Origin of the sequence: Mesorhizobium sp. M0587, assembly GCF_040320945.1 — a bacterium.
In the GTDB taxonomy this organism is placed as follows: Bacteria; Pseudomonadota; Alphaproteobacteria; order Rhizobiales; family Rhizobiaceae; genus Mesorhizobium.
On record NZ_JAMYQP010000043.1, the window covers coordinates 1 to 19,508 of the forward strand.

18 protein-coding genes and 2 pseudogenes are annotated in these 19,508 nt (G+C 58.3%); 18 read left to right on the plus strand and 2 right to left on the minus strand.

What is annotated here, in order from left to right; all coding sequences use genetic code 11:
- Nucleotides 1-87: 87 nt before the first annotated feature.
- Nucleotides 88-1,133 (minus strand): annotated as a pseudogene (locus tag NKI49_RS27940) (IS110 family RNA-guided transposase); the annotation flags it as partial.
- Nucleotides 1,134-1,393: 260 nt separating this feature from the next.
- Between NKI49_RS27940 and NKI49_RS27945 the strand changes: the two are divergent.
- The 17 genes and pseudogenes from NKI49_RS27945 to NKI49_RS28025 form a co-directional block, all read left to right on the plus strand.
- Nucleotides 1,394-1,636, plus strand: a pseudogene (locus NKI49_RS27945) (integrase core domain-containing protein); the annotation flags it as partial.
- A gap of 334 nt (nt 1,637-1,970) precedes the next feature.
- A complete protein-coding gene (locus NKI49_RS27950; RefSeq protein ID WP_352606722.1) occupies nt 1,971-3,224 on the plus strand; it encodes a methylaspartate ammonia-lyase in 1,254 nt (417 codons plus the stop codon).
- Nucleotides 3,225-3,239: 15 nt separating this feature from the next.
- Nucleotides 3,240-4,391, plus strand: a complete 1,152-nt coding sequence (locus NKI49_RS27955) for a CaiB/BaiF CoA transferase family protein (protein ID WP_352606720.1) — start codon at nt 3,240-3,242, stop codon at nt 4,389-4,391.
- A 133-nt stretch (nt 4,392-4,524) separates the two neighbouring features.
- A complete protein-coding gene (locus NKI49_RS27960; RefSeq protein WP_352606718.1) occupies nt 4,525-5,427 on the plus strand; it encodes an HpcH/HpaI aldolase/citrate lyase family protein in 903 nt (300 codons plus the stop codon).
- A 127-nt stretch (nt 5,428-5,554) separates the two neighbouring features.
- Nucleotides 5,555-6,481: a LysR family transcriptional regulator gene (locus tag NKI49_RS27965; protein WP_352606716.1), complete on the plus strand. Its 927-nt coding sequence runs from the start codon at nt 5,555-5,557 to the stop codon at nt 6,479-6,481.
- Between the two features lie 202 nt (nt 6,482-6,683).
- The gene (locus NKI49_RS27970) at nt 6,684-8,117 is read left to right on the plus strand and encodes an aldehyde dehydrogenase family protein (RefSeq protein ID WP_352606714.1); all 1,434 of its coding nucleotides are present in this window, start codon (nt 6,684-6,686) and stop codon (nt 8,115-8,117) included.
- Nucleotides 8,118-8,123: 6 nt separating this feature from the next.
- Nucleotides 8,124-9,668 (plus strand): fumarate hydratase, encoded by a 1,545-nt coding sequence (locus NKI49_RS27975; RefSeq protein ID WP_352606712.1) that lies wholly within the window; start codon nt 8,124-8,126, stop codon nt 9,666-9,668.
- A 406-nt stretch (nt 9,669-10,074) separates the two neighbouring features.
- Entirely contained in the window at nt 10,075-10,572 is a 498-nt protein-coding gene (locus NKI49_RS27980; protein WP_352606710.1) for an Lrp/AsnC family transcriptional regulator, read from the plus strand.
- Between the two features lie 203 nt (nt 10,573-10,775).
- Nucleotides 10,776-11,042 carry a multiubiquitin domain-containing protein gene (locus NKI49_RS27985; protein ID WP_352606708.1) on the plus strand — a complete coding sequence of 89 codons (267 nt, stop codon included), beginning with the start codon at nt 10,776-10,778 and terminating at the stop codon, nt 11,040-11,042.
- A complete protein-coding gene (locus NKI49_RS27990) occupies nt 11,020-11,442 on the plus strand; it encodes an E2/UBC family protein (protein WP_352606706.1) in 423 nt (140 codons plus the stop codon). Before NKI49_RS27985 ends, NKI49_RS27990 begins: the two co-directional genes overlap by 23 nt.
- Nucleotides 11,439-12,893 carry a HesA/MoeB/ThiF family protein gene (locus tag NKI49_RS27995; protein ID WP_352606704.1) on the plus strand — a complete coding sequence of 485 codons (1,455 nt, stop codon included), beginning with the start codon at nt 11,439-11,441 and terminating at the stop codon, nt 12,891-12,893. Before NKI49_RS27990 ends, NKI49_RS27995 begins: the two co-directional genes overlap by 4 nt.
- Before the next feature lie 5 nt (nt 12,894-12,898).
- Nucleotides 12,899-13,351, plus strand: coding sequence for a ubiquitination-like system serine protease family protein (locus NKI49_RS28000; RefSeq protein WP_352606703.1), 453 nt, complete (start codon nt 12,899-12,901; stop codon nt 13,349-13,351).
- A 553-nt stretch (nt 13,352-13,904) separates the two neighbouring features.
- Nucleotides 13,905-15,311: an aminotransferase gene (locus NKI49_RS28005; RefSeq protein ID WP_352606701.1), complete on the plus strand. Its 1,407-nt coding sequence runs from the start codon at nt 13,905-13,907 to the stop codon at nt 15,309-15,311.
- A gap of 537 nt (nt 15,312-15,848) precedes the next feature.
- Nucleotides 15,849-16,577: a LuxR family transcriptional regulator gene (locus NKI49_RS28010; RefSeq protein WP_352606699.1), complete on the plus strand. Its 729-nt coding sequence runs from the start codon at nt 15,849-15,851 to the stop codon at nt 16,575-16,577.
- Nucleotides 16,578-16,667: 90 nt separating this feature from the next.
- A complete protein-coding gene (locus NKI49_RS28015; RefSeq protein WP_352606697.1) occupies nt 16,668-17,294 on the plus strand; it encodes an acyl-homoserine-lactone synthase in 627 nt (208 codons plus the stop codon).
- Between the two features lie 120 nt (nt 17,295-17,414).
- Nucleotides 17,415-17,585 carry a transcriptional regulator domain-containing protein gene (locus NKI49_RS28020; protein WP_352606724.1) on the plus strand — a complete coding sequence of 57 codons (171 nt, stop codon included), beginning with the start codon at nt 17,415-17,417 and terminating at the stop codon, nt 17,583-17,585.
- Between the two features lie 58 nt (nt 17,586-17,643).
- Nucleotides 17,644-18,138 carry a DUF2285 domain-containing protein gene (locus NKI49_RS28025; RefSeq protein WP_352606695.1) on the plus strand — a complete coding sequence of 165 codons (495 nt, stop codon included), beginning with the start codon at nt 17,644-17,646 and terminating at the stop codon, nt 18,136-18,138.
- Between the two features lie 12 nt (nt 18,139-18,150).
- On the opposite strand, the gene NKI49_RS28030 is transcribed toward NKI49_RS28025, so the two are convergent.
- On the minus strand, nt 18,151-18,426 hold the full coding sequence (locus NKI49_RS28030) for a DNA -binding domain-containing protein (protein ID WP_352606693.1): 276 nt from the start codon (nt 18,424-18,426) through the stop codon (nt 18,151-18,153).
- A 539-nt stretch (nt 18,427-18,965) separates the two neighbouring features.
- Here NKI49_RS28030 and NKI49_RS28035 point away from each other — a divergent pair.
- The gene (locus tag NKI49_RS28035) at nt 18,966-19,181 is read left to right on the plus strand and encodes a helix-turn-helix domain-containing protein (RefSeq protein WP_352606692.1); all 216 of its coding nucleotides are present in this window, start codon (nt 18,966-18,968) and stop codon (nt 19,179-19,181) included.
- Nucleotides 19,182-19,508 lie beyond the last annotated feature (327 nt).

Sequence of the window (19,508 nt, forward strand, 5' to 3'; positions counted from 1 at the left end):
CCGCCCCGCTCGCCCCGGTGCTGGGGCGCTCGATTTCATAACAGCCGTTCCGGGCGGGGGTGGGGTGGGGGCGCCGCGCCCCCCCCCCCCCCCCCCCCCCCCCACGGCCTTGCTCCCGGCCTTGAGTTCCACATCGCGCAGCTTCTTGGCATGCAGGGAGGGTCTAACTCTCGCCCTTCATCAACAGATGCCAGATCACGACAGAGAGTTTGCGTGCGGTTGCCACGGCCGCGACATGCTGCCCGCGCCGGGCTCGCACACGCAGGAAGAAGGCTCGCAACGGTCCGGGAGCACGAGCGGCCGCCCAGGCCCCCTCGACGAGCATGCCGCGCGCATGACCACGGCCCTGCTTGGTGATCCGCCCATGGTAGGCCGGACCTGGCCCGGACTGTCGGACGTTTGGGTTCAACCCAGGGTTCAACCCGAGATAGCTCACGAGCTTCTGTGGATCGTCGAAGCGCGACACGTCGCCGATCGCCGCCTTCATCGCCAGCGCGACGGTCATGTCGACGCCGGGAATGGTCATCAGCCGCTTCACGCCTTCATCCGCGAGAGCCGAGCGGGCAAGATCGCGTTCGATGACCTGGAGGTCTTCGCCCAATCGGTCGAACTCGCGCAGATGCCGATCGATCGCGAGGCGCTCGTCCTGCGGCACGACCTGCTCGCTCAACCATGACCGGCCCTTAGTGCCGCACAGGTCGGCATGCGGGCAGGACGGGATCAGGTGGCTATGAAGGATCGACTGGATGACGTTCTTCAATCGAGACCTCTGCCGGACAATCTGATTGCGCCGTGTCACCTGTCGACGCAGAGCCTGCGTCGGCTCATCCCGAATCCAGACTTCCGGCAGGAAGCCGCTGGCATCGATCGTGTCCGTCTTGATCTTGGCATAGGCGATGATGCGCACCTGCTTGGGGTTTGCGATCACCACTTTCTTCACATGCGGCGCGACAAGGCCGAGGACGCGTTGCCCGTCGCCTCGATCACCACGACATCATCCAACGACAGCTTTGCGGCGAAGGCATCCAGCAGATCGCGCCGCATGTCGACACACCCAGCCGCCTGAGCCTGCCGTCCTCCCAAGCTACCGCCTCGGCGAAGGCGCGATGGATATCCAGTCCGATGATGCGCATGCCCGTTCCTCCTTCTTGGCTCGGTCAAAGACGGGGAGCTGGCGGGGCACACGACATCTACTGATCCGCGCTCGCAGCGCATCCGGGAAAGTCGCGAGGGGCGGCCATGTAACGAGCTCGGGCTCTCAGCCCACGGTCCTATTGACGGCCTGCCTGCACCTTCGTGCTCCCGGTGCCCCACGTCCCGGATGGGCTCACCATAAGGCCGTTCCAAAACAAGAACAGCAGGACGAAAAGGCACCACAGATCACATACCGGATAACGGTCAGGTCGAACGCATGAACCGGACCATCAAAGAGGCAACCGTCAAGCGCTTCTACTACGAGAGCCACAACCAGCTTCGCAGCCACCTCTGCGACTTCGTGACGGCATACAACTTCGCCCGCAGGCTCAAGACCCTCAAGGGCCTCACATCCTACGAGTTCATCTGCAAGGCGTGAATCACTCAACCCGAACGCTTCAGGCTAAATCCGCTCCAGCAAATGCCGGGACTAAACATCTAGCCGAATATGACCTTTCACCTTATTGCAAATGTGGTCTACCGTAGCGGTTACATCGTCAGCGAGACACTTCGCGTGTGCGAGGAACGAGACACTTCGCGTGTGCGAAGGAAGTTGCGAGGATTATTAACTTTTGCCACGCCAGCTCTTCGTCAAGCCGTAGACTTCGCGCCGCCCGTTCCCCAGCAGCGAGGCAAGGTGCCAGCCATCTGAAAATGCGATGACACCATCCGGAACATTATATTGGTGAACGCAACACAAAGTGCACATACTGGGCTGGCGGCGGACCCCGCTACGCAGCCCCTCAACGCTATCCGACAACAATCGAGCGAAGCAATTGCAGATCAACGACGTCCTCCTCGCGCCTGGCAGCGGTGCATTTTTCTATGACGACCAGGCTGCCATCAGGTCCGGTGCCTCGCAGGACGGCTTCATCTACCTCGGCGAACCAAAAACGCCCGGGTTCAATTCGATTCGGATTCCAGCATCTTCGCTTAGTATCGGGCTTGTCCTTGCCGACGACACCGTGGTTTGGGGCGACATGATGAGCGTTCAGTATTCTGGTGCCGCCGGACGCGATCCTTTGTTTGAAACTGCTCAAATCACGGATTTGACGTCGCGTGTTGTGGTGCCCCGGCTTCTCGATGTCGATACGTCTCGCTACCTTGACGCCTGCGCGAAGGTTTTCGAGCCATTCGAACAAGAGCGGCTACCCCTTGCGCTTGAGTACGGCGTCAGTCAGGCGCTGCTTCGAGCTGCGGCCTACCTCCAGCATGCCACAATGGCAGAGGTTGTATGCGCAGAATTTGCTTTACCGCTGCCGACGCGCAAGGTCCCGATCTACTGCCAAAGCGGTGATGCTCGGGAAGTTAATGTCGACAAGATGATTCTGAGGTCCGTGGATGTTCTTCCCCACGGCCTGATCAACTCGCGGCAAAAATTCGGCGTCGGCGGCCAGACCTTCATGGAGTTCGTGAAGTGGGTTGCAACGCGTACGCGCGAAATCGGCCGCCCGGGGTATCATCCGGTGCTGCATTTCGATGTGTATGGCTGGATCGGCCAGGAAATCGGCCTGGAGCCGCAAGGGATTGCCGACTTTATCTGCAAGGTTGCAGATACCGTCCGGGATTTCACGCTCAACATCGAGTCCCCGGCGGATTTTGGTTCTACACAAGCTCAAATTGAGAACTACGCCGAGATCGTATCGATTTTGGACACCCGGAGCTCCAATGCCCGCATTGTCGTAGACGAGAGGTGCAATACGCTTGAGGATATCCGGCTCTTTGCCGAATCGAACTCCGCCCATCTCGTCCAAATCAAGACCCCCGATGTCGGCTCAATCGCCGATACGGCGCGCGCAGTTCTCATCTGCAAGGCGAACAAGGTAGGGGCGTATGTCGGGGGAAGCTGTACCGAGACGGATCTCTCCGCCCAGGTTTCAGTCCACGTTTCGGTAGCGACCCAGGCCGATATGATGCTCGCAAAGCCCGGAATGGGTGTCGACGAGGCATTCTCAATTGTTGGGAACGAACAAAATCGGTTGCTAGCGACGCTGAACCGTCGTCGGACTCAAAACGAAAACCTTGGATGAAAAGCACGGTGTCGCATGCAGAACTCTCTTGAGGGGATCACTGTCGTAGCCGTGGAACAGGCCGTCGCCGCGCCCTATGCATCGTCTCGTCTTGCTGACTCCGGCGCCCGGGTAATCAAGATCGAACGGCCGGAAGGGGACTTTGCCCGAAACTACGACAAGTTGGTTCGAGGGCAGAGCGCTTACTTCGTCTGGCTCAATCGGGGTAAAGAGTCGGTGTGTCTAGACCTGAGGTTGGAGGCGGACCGCGAAGTCCTCGACACGCTCATTGCCGATGCCGACGTCTTTATCCAGAATCTGAAGCCGGGCAGTATCGAAAAACTGGGCTTCGGGTCTGCTGATCTGCGCCGACGGTTTCCGCGGCTGATCGCCTGCGACATCTCGGGTTTCGGCGACAAAGGGCCGTATTCCCATTTGAAGGCTTATGATCTCATCGTCCAGGCCGAAACCGGCCTATGCGCAATCACCGGCAACCAACAAGGGCCCGCGCGTGTAGGGGTCTCAGTGTGTGACATCTCGGCGGGCATGACAGCGCATAGCGCCATTCTTCAGGCCCTCTATCACCGCGAGGTCACCGGCGAAGGCACCCGCATCCAGGTGTCACTGTTCGATGCCATCGCCGACTGGATGAACGTACCGGTGCTGCAAAGCGACTACAGCGGCTATCACACCGTGCGCGCCGGGGTGAAACACCCGTCGCTGGTACCCTATGGCGCCTATCGTTGCGCTGACGGCAAAGAGCTCATCTTTTCGGTTCAAAATGACCGCGAATGGGTAAACTTCTGCGGGAAATTCCTGAAGCAGCCGGAGCTTACACGCGCACCTGGTTTTGCCGATAACATGGAGCGCCTCGGTCACCGTGCACAGCTTGATGAGGTCATTGAGAGGCGCTTTTGTGAACTGTCCTGCCATGAAGCGATGCGGGAGCTTGAGGCCGCCGGTTTGGCATACGGCCGACTGAACGAAGTGGGGGATGTTTCAAACCATCCACACATTCGCAGGGTTGAGGTTGGAACACCCGAAGGAACGGTCGAGACGATAGCGCCGGCGGCGATTTTCAACTCCGAGACCCCCTCACTGCGCCCCGTTCCGGCTCTAGGCGCTCACACCGAGATTGTCCGCGAGGAAATCCTGGGGCGTTTGCGCGCGCGAGCCGCGTCTGCGTGAGCGCGAGCGTTGTCGGTAAGGTTTGGTGCTCTCGCGATTTACACGGACCGCGCATACTTCGGTCACCTAATCGCATAGGACACCCAGCAAGCCCACTGCCGCCACCCTGGCTAAAATCAACCGCAGAGTTCCTATGATCAAGGATATCGCTCCGGCCGTTGAAGGCGCGATCTCTGTACCACGCTGGAGATCGCTGCTCTTCGTTCCCGCCCACATTCCGCGCTTTGTCGAGACGGCCCATGAGCGAGGTGCAGATGGCTTCATTCTCGACCTGGAGGATTCCGTTCCCCAGGATCAGAAGACCGAGGCGCGGCGGCAGCTTCCTGAATCCGTGACAAAGGTGGCCCGCAAGGGTGCATCCGTTTTGGTTCGCGTCAATCGTGGTTTGCGCGCCTTGGCGGCCGATCTCGATGCAGCCGTGATCGCTGGGGTTGACGCGCTTGTTCTTCCGAAGACGGATTCGGGAGAGTGGGTATTGGAGATCGCGCATGCGGTTTCGGACCTTGAACGAGAAAGAAGTCTTCCGCTGGGACGCATCCGGTTCCTTGCCCAGATCGAGACGCCGGGCGCCTTGCAAAGGCTTGCCGCCATTGCGTCGGCGCATCCAAGGATGGTCGCAATGGCGCTTGGTCCTGAAGACTTCAGTGCCGCTGTTGGCGGCGCCCCGGAGTTTGACCTTCTGTTGACGCCGAACCTTGCAGTTCTTTTTGCTGCTCGTGCGGCCGGGTTGCTCCCGCTGGGCTTCATAGGAAGCATCAGCGAGTTCTCGGACAACAATAAGCTTCGTGAAACCGCGGCGCATGCGCGGCGGCTTGGCTTTGCCGGAGCCTTGGCGATCCATCCGACACAGGTGGCCATTTTCAACGAGGCTTTCTCTCCAAGTGCACAGGAAGTCGAGTGGGCCCGCGCTGTTGTTGCAGCGGAGAACGATGCCGCCGCCCGCGGACTGTCTGCGTTCTCGTTGGATGGTCGGATGGTTGATCCGCCTGTGGTGCGGCGCGCCCACGAAATCCTGACCCTCGCCGGTAGCAACTGACCTAATTCCGGTCAATGGTCCGACCGGGAACCTTTCCCTGCTGTGCGCCAGCAAGTATTACTTGCGGCCCATCTCGTTTCGAGATAAACGCAAAGGACTGGGGGAGTTGCCTCAGTTGGGTTAAGCCGTGGATATCAGGCAGTTAAAATACTTTGTCGGCGTAGTGGAAGCCGGCAGTTTCACGAAGGCCGCTTCGCTCCTGCATGTCGCTCAGAGCGCCCTTAGCCTCCATGTGCGTCAACTGGAGGAAGGCTTCGGCACTCAGCTGCTGGTACGCGAGAGGACCGGCATCAGTGTGACCGCCTCTGGAACCAAACTGCTTGAGCGGGCGCGGACGATTCTCAGGGAAATTCGACTCACCGAGATGGAACTGACCAACACGGTGGCTTCTCCTTCCGGAGAGGTGACCATTGGCATCCCGTCCGGGGCCGCGCGTGTCCTTAGCGGTCCGCTGCTTGAATCGGTAAGAAACGAGCTGCCAAGGATCTCCCTTAAGATGATCGAGGGCATGACGGGACCGCTGGAAGAGTGGATGGCTGCCGGCCGCTTCAATCTAGCTGTCCTCTACCGCACTGCCGAGAGCGCTGGGCGGATGACGGTGCTGGCACGTGAAGAATTTTACCTGGTGGTGCCGCCGGGTGAACCGCCTTTCGAAGACGAGATACCGCTCGCCGACCTGCATGCGTTCCCACTAGCGGTTCCCATGCGCAACAACAATGTCAGGCGTTCGGTGGCTGATGTCGTTGTGCAGCACGGTTGTATGCTTGACGTCAGATTCGAAGTCGACTCCCTTTCTACGATCATTAACATGGTCATGGAAGGAAAAGCGTATTCTATCCTTGCCCCGTCGGCCATTCAGAGGGAAGCCTCTCAGGGACAGGTCCGAACGGTAAAAATCATTGATCCGGTGATTAGCCGCTCCGTTGTGCTTGCCGTCAACCCCAAAGATGAGCAATCTCCCGCTGTCTCTGCTGTCCGCAAGCTGATCCGCAATGTCACCAGGATATTAATCGAGAGCGGGCAGTGGCCGGCCACGGCGCCGGACCGGGCTTAGGCATATCCGTCAAACCGAGTCCCAGTGCTATCACGCTTCCACGGCGGGCCCGAGCCAGCCATCAATCTGGATTCGAGATGGTTTTGGGCGACATTCCATATTTGACCCGGCGTGACCATCGCGATGAGACTGCAGAGAAGTGAGCCCATGGTCGGAGATCGGCTAGTCTCGCATTGGCAGAAATACTCAAGCGGAGCATGGGATGTCCAACGCCACGAGCTATGAGCTTTTCATCAATGGCAGATGGCGAGCCGGTGGTAGCGGAGCCACTCTGCCGGTAATCAATCCGGCGACGGAGATGGTATTTGCCTCGGTGGCCTCGGCGACGATACCGGATTTGGATGAGGCGCTCGCTTCGGCAGAGCGCAGCCGCAAGGCCTGGTCCTCACTGCCTGCAAAAGATCGTGGCGAGATTCTCCTAGCAGCCGCCAGGATTCTGGCAGCGAAGGTGGGAGACGCAGCGAAGGATTTGTCGACCGAACAGGGAAAGACGATCGCCGAAGCGACAGGTGAATACGCGCGCGCTGTCGAAACACTGGAATGGAACGGCACCCACGCCGAAGAGCTGTCGGCCTCTATTCCGATGGGCCCGAACCGAATGATCGTCCCAGAGGCCCTTGGCGTCGTTGCTGCCTTTACGCCTTGGAACTATCCCGCCGTTCTCATCGCCCGCAAACTTGCGCCCGCTTTGGCGGCAGGCTGTCCGGTGATCCTTAAAGGGGCGGAAGAGACACCGAGCGCTGCAGTTCACATCGTCGAAGCGTTACGCCAAGCTGGTATTCCGGACGGCGCGGTCAATCTCGTCTTTGGCGTGCCGGTGCAAATATCCCGCCATCTCCTCAGCTCGCCGATCGTGAAGGTCCTAACGTTCACGGGGTCCACCGAGGTTGGAAAACAGCTCGCCAAGCTCGCCGCGAATAACTTGCAGCGGTGCATCCTCGAACTCGGTGGGCACTCCCCGGTTGTTGTATGCGAGGATGCCGACCTCGCAAAAGCTATACCGGCAATTTCGGAATACAAGTTCGAGTGCGCTGGCCAGAGTTGCAATGCGCCGAGCAGGATCCTCGTCGCGCGGCCTCTCTATGAGGAATTCCTATCACTGATGACGGAAGGCGCCCGCCAGATCAAAATCGGTCCGCCGGACGACCCTGCGACGGAGATGGGGCCAATGGCAAACGTGCGGCGAATCGAGGCCATGCAGCGTCTGATCAAGGATGCGGTCGATCGCGGCGCCACCGTCGAAACCGGTGGCACCCGCCTCGACCAACCGGGTTTTTACTGGCCGCCAACGATCCTGACAGGCGTGCCAAAGGACGCCAGAGTGCTTCATGACGAGCCGTTCGGGCCGATACTCACCGTAGCACCTTTCGACACGATCGAGGAGGCGATCGAAGAAGCCAACGCCACTGAGTATGGCTTGGCCGCCTACTTCTTCACCGGTGCTGACGATTCAAAACGGGCGCTGATCGGCGGTCTTTCGGCCGGCGCACTAAGTGTGAATTATCTTAAAGGGGTTTCAGCAGATGCGCCGTATGGAGGCGTTAAACAGAGCGGGTATGGATATGAAGGAGGCGAGCAGGGGGTGCGGAGCTTCCAAAGCCTGAAACTGGTCAACGGGTTCGGTTCATTCGGATGAGATTTCGTGAATAAGACAAGACGGACCATCGCCGGCAAGGATATTACAAAGAGCGTCGCCGACGCTCTTCAATACATTTCATACTACCATCCCCCGGACTATATCCGGTACCTTTCGCAGACATACACTCGCGAAGAGAGCCCGGCGGCGAAGAACGCCATCGGGCAGATACTGCTGAACTCTCGCATGGCGGCCTTCGGACGGCGCCCGATCTGCCAAGACACCGGCCTCGTGGTGGTTTTCGCCAAGGTCGGCATGGGCGTCCGCATCAAATCAACGGCCAGTTTCGCTGACCTCGTCAATGAGGGCGTCCGCCAGGCATATCTCGACCCGGACAATCCCCTTCGACCATCGATCGTCTCGAATCCGCTTGCCGGGCGGGTGAACACGCGGGACAACACACCAGCAGTCGTCCACGTCGACCTTGTGCAAGGTAACCAGATTGAGATCACCATCGCCGCAAAAGGGGGCGGATCGGAAAACAAGGCACGTTTCACCACCCTGAACCCCAGTGCGTCCGTTGCCGACTGGGTAGTCGACACCGTTTCGACGCTGGGAAGCGGATGGTGTCCGCCCGGCCTGATCTCGGTCGGCATCGGTGGCAGCGCTGAAAAGGCGATGCTGCTGGCGAAGGAGGCCATGAACGAGCCCATCGATATGTCGGAACTGATCGCCAGGGGGCCGTCAAACGCGGAGGAGGCGCTGCGGATCGAACTTTATGAAAGAATTAATGCGCTAGGCATCGGTGCTCAGGGCCTAGGCGGGCTGACCACGGTCGTGGACGTGAAGGTTGCTACCTATCCTACACATGCCGCGTCGAAGCCCGTCGCGCTCATTCCGCAATGTGCGGCCAACCGACACCTGAAGTTCACCTTGAACGGCTCGGGACCCATCCAGCTCGAGCCACCTGACTTTTCCGAATGGCCCCGGATCGGTCATGAGGATTTGCACACAACCGACGTCCGGCGGATAAATCTCGATGCGCTCACGAAGGAAGACACGGCATCCTGGCGCTGCGGAGAAACCCTTCTTCTGTCCGGAAAGATGCTGACGGGCCGTGACGCCGCTCACCAGCGAATGATCGATCTGATCGATGCCGGCAAGCCGCTCCCGGTCGATCTGCGGGGACGCGTAATCTACTACGTCGGACCGGTCCGCGCGGTAAGAGATGAGGTCGTCGGGCCGGCTGGCCCGACAACCTCCAGCCGTATGGACGGTTTTACTGAAAAGATACTCGCCGAGACTGGGCTATACGCGATGGTCGGCAAAGCAGAGAGGGGCCCGGCGGCCATCGAGTCGATTGTCAGTCACAGAACGCCCTATCTCATCGCAGTGGGTGGCGCTGCGTACCTGATTTCAAAATCGATCAAGGCGGCGCGGATCGTTGCCTTTGAAGACCTGGGCATGGAAGCCATCTATGAATTCGAGGTGCAGGACATGCCGGTCATCATGGCTGTCGATGTTGAGGGAAACTCCATTCACAATTCCGGGCCTCTCGAGTGGCGAAAGCGCATGGCGGCCGATAGCATCGCACGCAGCATCGGGGTTTGAGTCCGCCGGCTGCGCGATCCGACCAGAGTCCCGTCTCGGATTTTGGGCCGTATCGGTAACACCAGCGGCCATTTGTGGTTCAGCTCCTCGGCGAGCCAGATAGGAAGGCTTTCAAGTCGCTCTCGATGCCAAACGCTGAGTGTAAAGACTGCATCGACCTGCCGGCCATGCGATCAACGCTCGGTGCTGTCTAGCTTGCCAATCAGGTCAACACCGGACCCGGGTAGGGGAAGGCAAAGCCCAACTGTTCTGCATCCCTTCTGCTTGGTCACCTGACATTCGACAACCTCACACGGACGCGTTTCGGGCCGAAGACAGATATGTCCACTACATTCGCTCGCTTCAATTGATGATAAAATTGCTGGGCACCAATTGCCCTTTTCGACCCCCGTTTGAGAGCAAGATCATGAAGTCGAAATCCGGCCCCGTGCAACTAGATGGTTGGGATCTGAGGATTCTCTCGGAAATCCAATCAGATGGTCGGATTTCGAAAAGCGAGCTCGCAAAGCGTGTTCACCTTTCAGCTTCAGCCTGTTCGGAGCGGCTCCGTGTGCTCGAAGCCGCAGGCGTGATTGAGGGGTTCTACGCGCGCCTCAGTCCAGCCCTCATCGGGGGCATCATCTCTGTAATGGTGGAGGTGGTTTTGGACCGCCATCGTCTCGAGGATCAACGACACTTCGAGACCGCGATCCAAGAGATTCCGGAAATCCTCGACTGCTGGGCTATCGGGGGGCGGATCGACTATCTGATGCGCGTTTCATCGCCTTCCATGGCTGCGTATCAAGATTTCATGGAGGGACTGCTACAGGCCGGTTTGGGGATCGAGCAATACTACAGCCTTGTCGTCACGAAACCAGTGAAATCCAATTCGCCAATTCCCTTGTCCTCCATAAAACAGAGATAAACGCTTGAAGCGCTGATTCCACGGTGATCGGCGCCAATTCCGAGAATCTATTGGCCAAAGACGTACATTCCCGCGAAATCTGAGAGGCATTTGCGGTAGAACGAGCGGGTCGGCCGGGTGTGCTCCTTCAATTTATCGTGCGAAAGCAACGATGCGCTCGAGCAACTGGTAACCGAGAAACTGCGAAACACGGATGAAAGCTTATGGCTGCGCACGAGAAGTACAAATTCAAAATCGAAAACGAGAGTTACGAATGGAGCAATCAGTTCATAACCGGCGCCGAAGTGCGAGGCCTTGGTCCTGGCATTCCAGATAGCATGGACTTGTATATGAAAGTAGCTGGCCAGCCCGGTCGGCTGGTTGGGGCGGATGACCCAATCGATCTGCGACAGCGGGGGATCGAAAAGTTTTACGCTCAGGATGCAAGCTCCGAAGCCGGGAATCATAATGCCACTGTTGTTCAATTCTGACTACGAGATACTTAAAAAAGCCGGTCTCGATTTTGAAGAACAAGAGGGTGCCCGGTTTCTTATATTCAAAAACTTTCCGCTGCCGAAAGGCGTTTATGTGGCAGACGAAAAGCCCGCGGATGCGGTCGATGTATTGTATGTCATTCCGCAGAACTACAATATCTCGGGGGGTGACATGTTCTGGGTAGACCCGCGATTGTATAGGGCTGACGGTGGGTTGATACCAAACACTGGCGGGCCTGGTCCCAATGAGGATTCACGTACTCACGCAGGTGTGGTGTTTTGCCGCTGGTCTACGCACTGGAATGGAAATCCTTGGAAAGCAAAAGTCGACAACGTCCAAACGATTATGGATCGGATTTCGTGGGCGTTTAGATACCCTGACGCGAGGCGTTCATGAGCGGACCTCGCATTGCTATTACCGGTTCTCTCGACAGCAGGCTTAAGAGTTGGTTGACGGGACACCCTGACGGTCACGAGCGCGGCGCACTGGTTCTCTTCCGCAAAATGGAAAGGACCGTAGCGGGACTGTCGCAGTCAACGCGTTTTGTGGCGGTTGACGTGATTGAGATGGATGGTGACTGGATACTAGAGAGCTCCCCGGTTCACTTGCGCATTAATCTGCGCAGGTTTCAGGATATCTACGTTCGTTGCGAGCGGGAGCGGCTCGAGTTGGGGTTCGCCCACAGTCATCCAACAGGGGTTTTGGATTTCTCGACGAAGGATGGTCTGAACGAACAAAGCATTCTGAGGGGATACGCTGGCTGCAACGGCCGTGACGTGTCACTTATCGCGATGGTTTTGGCTGACGGGCAGTGGCGTGCGAAAGTTCGGTCGGGTGCGACCCCTGAGGGCGTGACTGATGTCCGGCATGTCTGTGTGCTCGGGACTGACTTGGCAGTTCATCTCGGCAAGGCAGATGGTGCCACTTCATCGGAAGTGCTGCGGCGCCAGGATGCTGCCTTTGGCAAGCCTTTCAACGAGAAGCTCAGATCGTTGCGCATCGCAATCGTCGGAGGTGGTGGAACGGGATCGTCGGTCGCCACACTCGCCGCCCGCGCCGGCGTTGGCGAACTCATCATTATCGATGGGGATTTACTCGAAGAGAGCAATCTCAATCGCGTCCGCGGATATCGCAGTTGCGATATCGGCGAGAGTAAAGCAGCCACGTTGGCCCGATACATACGAGACCTAGGTCTATCGGTAGCTGTCGCTGCGATCCCGGCATATGTGAACGAGTCTCCAGAAGCGATAGATGCAATCTCCAGCGCTGACCTAGTGTTCGGCTGCACTGACGATGTTGCTGGAAGGGAGGTCCTCAATCAGGCAGTGTACTACTACTGCCAGGGCCTTATCGACTGCGGACTCACCGGCAAGATTGATTTCGACCAGGAGCATCTGCCTTATCTGCGTGACCATAGAGGCCGGGTTAGCACAGTTCTTCCCGAATTTGGTGCGTGCTTGAGATGCCAAGGCGTCGTCACCGAGGAAAAGCTCAGTTACGAGAGTGCGCTAAAGGAACGTCCGGAGCTCGGGGAGCTGGATCCAGAAACGCTTCGGACGGAGTTCTATCTAGTCGGGGGCGGCGAGCGGGCTCCCGGCGTAGGTCCATTCACCAGTGCGACTGCCGATATGGCCGTAGCGACATTGTTTGATCTGGTGCGCCCCTACCGACGGCTTCCTAGCGACATTAGCCGCGATAATATATGGTACGACTTCGTGCATATGGCAATTCACAGCAATATGCCAAAGGACAAGGCCGAATGCTTTTGCTGCGGTCCGAATGGCTTATTGCTCAAGCCCGAGGATGGCTATCGGCTCGATATGCCGTCACTAGGTAAGCCGAGTTAATTCGTATGTGGTCTTGGCTGCTAAGGCTCGTGTGGCGGCTGGAGGAAATCATCCTCGGTCCACGTACTCCAAAAGCATCCAACAGGACTTCTTTTGAGGAGCGACTTCCGGGTATATTTTTCGCTCGGAATGAAGTGGTCGAAAAAACACCTCCGAATGACAGCGTCACGCCAGGACAATTCATCACGGTCGTGCACAAAGGGCGGCCATACTGGTCGCTCTTTAGGTGTCCCTGTGGCTGTGGCGAGGTCGTTTCGTTACCGATGCATCCGCCGCATAACCCCAGGTGGCGTATCGAACTAAGCCAAGACGCGAGGCCGACTTTGCATCCCTCTGTCTGGAGAAACAAAGGGTGCATGAGCCACTTCTGGCTTAGAGACGGAAGAGTCTACTGGTGTGGGGATACTGGTGTCGAGCCTTGGCGAGCCCGTCCAGATCCATACGAAAGAAGAATCTAGAGCACGTCCTGGGATCGTGGACCCGATGTGATGCGAGGAGGGCGTTCGCAATCGATGAGGAGACCCCGGGCGGCCTTCTCGAGCATTCGGACCCTGCCGCGACACTCAGCGATCTGAACGCCTTCATAACCTTCATAACCGTAACGCCGCCGATCGGTTTTGAGAGTACGGTGGTAATCCTGATCAGCCCAATGCGTGCTGCCACGACGTGCGCATCAGCTTGTGTGACACGAAGAACGCATAGTGGAGATTCTGCTGGAATCTGGGATGGCAGCCCTCGGGCAGTGCAATCTCGAAACAAGATTCCCTGGGCTTTATCCGCCGGCGAAAGAGCACGGCGGCGCGCCTGCATCGATCCCTTTGTCGGCATCAAGGCAGGGGCTACCTCCGAGACCCGAAATTATGGTTTTTCACTGCGTTCGAGGCCGATTCCGTGAATTCGTCGGCTAAACACGTGCATTCCCGCGAAACTCGAGAGGTGTTTGCGAGTATGCTTGTTTTCAATAGGCGGCTGCGTGAGTGTCTTCTGTACACCGCTCCCGAGGAGAGGACTATGAGCTTGAGCAATTTGGGGACTGAGCAGCTGCGGGAGAAGGACCGAAGCTTCGTCTTTCATCCGTCTACACACTTGGCCAAGCACAGCCGCGGCGAGACGCCAAACCGGATCATGGCCAGCGCAGAAGGCGTCTACATCTGGGATACGGAGGGTCGGAAAAGTCTCGACGGTTTCGGCGGGCTCTATTGCGTCAATATGGGATATGGATGCACGGAGATTGCGGAGGCTATCGCGCGGCAAGCGCACGAGTTGCCGTTTGCCCATGTCTATGCGAGCCAAGGCACCGAGCCAGTCGCCCTCTTGGCAGAGGCCGTGGTCGAATATTTCGGACAGGACATGCGACGGGTTTACTTCGGCCTTTCCGGCTCCGACGCCAACGAAACCAACATCAAGCTGGTCTGGTACTACAACAACATTCTCGGGCGCCCCGAAAAGAAGAAGATCATCTCGCGGCATCGCGGATATCACGGGTCCGGGCTGGTCACCGGAAGCCTGACAGGGCTTCCCTTTTTTCACGATTTCTTCGACCTGCCTTTGGATTTGGTGCGCCATACGACGACGCCACACTACTATCGCCAGGCGCGCGACGGCGAAAATGAGGAGGCGTTCTCCAGGCGCTGTGCCAACGAACTTGAAGCCCTTATCCTCGCTGAAGGCCCAGAGACCATTGCAGCCTTCATTGGAGAGCCGGTACTTGGAACCGGCGGCATCGTTCCGCCCCCTAAGGGGTACTGGACTGCGATTCAAGGGGTGCTTGACAAGTACGATATCCTTCTTATCGCCGATGAAGTGGTCTGCGGCTTCGCGCGGACCGGTGAGAAATTCGGATCCCACCTCTATTGCATGCGCCCCGATTTCGTAACCATCGCCAAGGGCTTGAGTTCAGCCTACTTGCCCATCTCCGGGTCAATTATCGGCGACCGCGTCTGGTCCGTCTTGGAACAAGGAACGGAAAAGCACGGCCCACTCGGCCATGGCTGGACATATTCCGGTCACACGCTTTGCGCTGCCGCGGCGCTTGCCAACATTAAATTGCTAAAGGAAAGAAACGTCCTGGAACATGTTCGCGACGTCGGACCCTATTGGCCAGCCCGCATGAAAGCCGAACTGGAAGGACATCCCATTGTCGGCGAGGTTCGCGGCATCGGCATTCTATCCGCCGTGGAGCTGATGCGGGATCCGAAGGGCCGGGTGCCATTTGAACCCGGACTTCAGGTCGGCGTGCGGGTCGCCGCTGCTCTGTTTGAAAATGGTGTCATAGGCCGCGCCATGCCGCATGGGGATATCCTCGGCTTTGCCCCACCTCTGATCATTACCCGAAAAGAGATCGACATCATCGTCGATGCGACTGCGAAATCAGTCGATACGACTTATCGCGCGCTGAAGGCGGAAGGCGCGTTATGATCTGGCGTGAGATGACGCCTTCAACTCGGATCGGCCGGGATATTCACGTGCGGCAGCCCTGTGGCCTCATGAGCAGGAGGCGCAACAATCCGCTTCGCTTTGAAGGCAACTTGCATGGAGGCTGTGCGAGCCGATGCTGAAATGCGACGCCAATCTCGAAAAACACAGTGCCGCCTTCGCGTCCGACGACGGCTCACCTGAGCTGCTGCAAGAATGTAGAGGTGACACTCTCACAGACCACAGGCCGCAATCTACCGTGAGGCTGAGCTCTTCATGGAGCAGTCTCAACAGCACGCAAAAAGACACCCCGACCGCAATGAAGTGCAAACCCAAGAGGACCACTGTCACCTGCTAACAGATGACGCTGGAATGAGGACTCGACGTCGATAACAGCGCCGTCGGAGCACGTATCGCCCTCCCAAGGCGCACGGCCCGGCACGGAGCTCAGTCTCCGGCCGGGCCTTCAACCCAGAATGGCTGCGCATTGGCCGGCCCGTCTTGGCTCCTGGAGGGGGCCAGAACTCACTCAGTTTAGCTATGCAAGACGCTTTTCATAGATTTGTAGAGCAGATCGCAGACAGCGCTGACGCGACGGACCTGCGCAACGCTCTGGGGGAGATTGCCTCTTCGCTCGATTTGCCGTCTTTTGCCTATCTTTTCCCTTCGCCTGGAAAGGGCCGCAAGGTGCGTCTGATTTCCACCTACCCTCAATCCTGGACATCTCACTACCTTCACAGTCGATATGAAAAGATTGACCCGGTGATCCATCAGGCGCGTGGTGGTCAGGAACCGTTCAACTGGGATGCGCACGGTGCTGATCTCGAACTATCGACGCAGCAGCGACAACTGATGGATGAGGCGACGCAATTTGGCATTCACTGCGGCTTCACGATCCCGATCCATGACAGCACCGGTACTTTTGCAGCACTGACCTTCGCCTCCGATGAAAGGCGACCACCGTTCTTTCGCCTGATTGATCGATATGATCGCGTGCTGCAGCTCATCGCGGTCTTCTTCCATCTTCATGCCTGTCGCAAGCTGGCCGACGGCAGGACCGTGGCTGGCGTTGCCCTCTCGCGAAGGGAAATGGAATGTCTGAAGTGGGCGGCTCGTGGCAAGACGGCGTGGGAGATCGGCCGCATCCTTGGGATCAGTCCGCGCACCGCGGCCTATCATCGGGATAACGCCAGGAAGAAGCTTGACGTGAAGACGGCTATTCAGGCAGCTGTTCGGCTTGCACTGTCTCGGCCATCTCTCTTCACCTGATCTCCGAAACCTGGGCACATACACACGTTGTATCAACTCCGGCCTTTGCCTTCAATCGCAGGTGTTATCCATGCGAGGGAGAAGGCCATCATGATGCAGTTGATCATGCCGGATTGTTACGCTGAGTTCGGCGACGAACTCGAGCAGATGCACCGCTTGCGGTATCGCGTTTTCAGGGATCGACTTGATTGGAACGTTTCGTTCAGCGGCGGCTATGAGATCGATCCGTTCGACGCGCTTCGTCCCCACTACCTATTGCTGCGTGCGCCCGACGCACGCATCGACGGCTGCGTGCGCCTGTTGCCGACTACAGGACCGACGATGCTGCGCGATAGCTTCTTCGCTCTCCTTGCCGACCGTCCAGCGCCGGAAGATCCGCGTGTTTGGGAAAGCAGCCGTTTTGCGCTTGATCTGCCGCCTTCCGCGCCCAAACAGGCGGGCATCGCAATTGGCACCTACGAGCTGTTTGCCGGGATGGTCGAGTTTGATTTGTCACGCGGTCTGCGCAGCATCGTCACAGTGACGGATCTGCGTGTAGAGCGGATCCTGCGTAGCGCTGGCTGGCCACTCGAACGGTTGTCCGATCCGCAGACAATCGGCAACACGCGCGCCGTTGCCGGACATCTCAACGTCTCTAGCGAGAGCTTGCAAGCCCTCCATCGCAATGGCGGCTTCAAAGGACCGGTGCTGTGGGCGCCGGTCATGAAGATCGCCTGAGCTTCGGGATCCAATCTTCCTCGGAAATGGCGCAATGAACGAGACGAGACTTGGCCCTGCCTGGCCGGACAGGCAAGATGATGGTGACTATGGCTATGTCGAGCGGCTGACCAGCCGAGGCTGGGCTGGGAATTCCTCAGGCGCAATCCGGACTTCCAAAAGGATCTGGCGAACGCGCTGCTCGGTGCCGAACGCACGAACGCCCGGTCCGTGGATATTGTCAGCCTGCCGTCGAACACTGTTGATCTCTCGCGGTGGGGCCTTCTGTTTTGCAAGCTCGAAAGGAACTGATGCGAGCGTCTTTTGGTGTCCCTGGAAATGTCCGCATGTTTTACCGGTTGCTGCCGAAATGGCGGCGCGGCCGCGCGGGGTCGACGTGCTCGATCTCGCCGCGCACTCCTGCCGCATCTCCATACTCGTCACGCGGGATGGGCAACAGCACGTCCTTGTCGAGGACAGTGGCAGGAGCTTGCAGCTGGCTGCCTCAGGCGTCAGCATCCTCGATGCTGTGCGATTGACATCCTCCGTCCTCTGGTCGCCAGAGGAACTGAAGCAACGCCTGAACGCGTTGGAATGTCTGAACAGCCTCTGTTGGACCGGCAGGCTGCAACCAGGATTCTTTCCAACCGAGCCCCGGTGCTCGCGGTTGCGCCGCATCTTGCGTGCGCTCGACGGCTCCATCGCTGGCGCACCACACCGCGAAATCGGCCTTGCCCTCTTCGGCAGAGCCCGCGTCGAGCAGGACTGGGCCGACTCCGGTGACCATCTTCGCGACAGCGTCCGCCGTGCAGTCAGACGCGGGCGCTGGCTGATGGACGGTGGTTATAAGCGTTTTCTTCTATAACGACTGTCACCATCAGGCCTTTTGGCCAGAGAACAGCTCTTTGTACCCCGCCACCACCAGCCAGTGGGCGCGCGCGAGATGGCTGCGAACCGCCCTTTGGGCGCGCGTTGGCTCTTGCACTGGATCGATTCCCAATATCGCCTGCGCCATCTGTTCTTCGCTGGCATTGCCGGCGCATGCGTCTAAGAGCTTCAAATAAATCGTAAAGTGTTCATCGTCGTAAGCGGTCAGGCTCTCCGCCCATGGGACGTCGTCGGCAACAGCAGGTTTGAGCAATCTGTCTTCCATTTCATCTCTCGCCGTAAGACCTGTCCCGCGTCCGCGCAGATCTTTGATGACATGATATCCTAAAATAGGATAACCCGGAACTGGGATTATTCTAGGACCCGGTTCCTTCTTGGCCGGTTCGTCTGATGCCGAATTCCCTTCGATCAGCTCGGCGGCGCCGGCTGCTAAAACGGCCGGTTGCGGCGCGCAAAACCAAAGGGGTCACCCAGACCCAGGTTGCTGATCTGGGGCCGCCCACAATCCTTCGTGGCCAAGTACGGGTGGTGAACGTCGGCTGGACGTAATTGAGTTTCTCGAGTTACCGAGGCTCTTGATATCGATCCTTGCGAGCTTCTGGCACAAATGCGTCGCTCTCGTGACCTGTAGATGGCCTTGCGCTTTGTTTGGCTGTCAAACTTCACGATACGTCCTTGATTTCACGGCTCAGCGGATTTGCCCTCGCGAAAATGATGCCGTGCAGCCGCTCCCCTTTGTTGCCTTTGATATTTGTAGAGAATACTCCGTGGTGAAATCCTCGACAAGAGGGTGGCTTCTCGTGCATGGAAATCCGAGAGGTCTTTGCCCGCAATCTGCGTAGGCACCGCCAAAAAAAGAAACTGTCCCAGGAAGCGCTGGCGCATGAAGCTGGCGTCGACCGAACATATGTCAGCGCACTTGAGCGCTCGGTCTATGCCGCGAGTATTGATACTGTGGCAAAACTCGCCAGAGTGCTCGGAATCGAGCCGGCCGATCTACTCAACCCTCGTTCTGAATAGATCTGGAAGGAGGGACGGAACCGCGGTTGATGAGACTCGGCCAGAACGTTTCCAGGCATTTTCATGCTGCTGACAGGAGCGCCCGCGCGCCTTACAGCGCGCACCGGGTGCTCGTGAACCGAGCCCGCTTTTCTTCGGCAAGCTCAGTCGGTCTCGGCCATTCGGCTTCGCCCCTTGCCGCGGCAGGAGGTCGGCTGCTGACGGTCGCCGGCCAGAGTGCCGGCGCGGTTTGTCTGTTGGCCTTTCCCGGTGGCGCGGGGCGGGCGGCACTCCCTTCTAGACCCGCCGCGGCAGCCCGCAACCCTTCGCGTGCCGCTCAGGGTCCTC

What these genes read in the sequence shown, in the direction of transcription:
- NKI49_RS27955 (WP_352606720.1), top strand. Translation starts at nt 3,240, where the DNA reads ATGCAGAACTCTCTTGAGGGGATCACTGTCGTAGCCGTGGAACAGGCC.
- NKI49_RS27960 (WP_352606718.1), top strand. Translation starts at nt 4,525, where the DNA reads ATGATCAAGGATATCGCTCCGGCCGTTGAAGGCGCGATCTCTGTACCA.
- NKI49_RS27970 (WP_352606714.1), top strand. Translation starts at nt 6,684, where the DNA reads ATGTCCAACGCCACGAGCTATGAGCTTTTCATCAATGGCAGATGGCGA.
- NKI49_RS27980 (WP_352606710.1), top strand. Translation starts at nt 10,075, where the DNA reads ATGAAGTCGAAATCCGGCCCCGTGCAACTAGATGGTTGGGATCTGAGG.
- NKI49_RS27985 (WP_352606708.1), top strand. Translation starts at nt 10,776, where the DNA reads ATGGCTGCGCACGAGAAGTACAAATTCAAAATCGAAAACGAGAGTTAC.
- NKI49_RS27990 (WP_352606706.1), top strand. Translation starts at nt 11,020, where the DNA reads ATGCCACTGTTGTTCAATTCTGACTACGAGATACTTAAAAAAGCCGGT.
- NKI49_RS27995 (WP_352606704.1), top strand. Translation starts at nt 11,439, where the DNA reads ATGAGCGGACCTCGCATTGCTATTACCGGTTCTCTCGACAGCAGGCTT.
- NKI49_RS28000 (WP_352606703.1), top strand. Translation starts at nt 12,899, where the DNA reads ATGTGGTCTTGGCTGCTAAGGCTCGTGTGGCGGCTGGAGGAAATCATC.
- NKI49_RS28005 (WP_352606701.1), top strand. Translation starts at nt 13,905, where the DNA reads ATGAGCTTGAGCAATTTGGGGACTGAGCAGCTGCGGGAGAAGGACCGA.
- NKI49_RS28010 (WP_352606699.1), top strand. Translation starts at nt 15,849, where the DNA reads ATGCAAGACGCTTTTCATAGATTTGTAGAGCAGATCGCAGACAGCGCT.
- NKI49_RS28015 (WP_352606697.1), top strand. Translation starts at nt 16,668, where the DNA reads ATGATGCAGTTGATCATGCCGGATTGTTACGCTGAGTTCGGCGACGAA.
- NKI49_RS28025 (WP_352606695.1), top strand. Translation starts at nt 17,644, where the DNA reads ATGGCGGCGCGGCCGCGCGGGGTCGACGTGCTCGATCTCGCCGCGCAC.
- NKI49_RS28030 (WP_352606693.1), bottom strand. Translation starts at nt 18,426, where the DNA reads ATGGAAGACAGATTGCTCAAACCTGCTGTTGCCGACGACGTCCCATGG.
- NKI49_RS28035 (WP_352606692.1), top strand. Translation starts at nt 18,966, where the DNA reads ATGGAAATCCGAGAGGTCTTTGCCCGCAATCTGCGTAGGCACCGCCAA.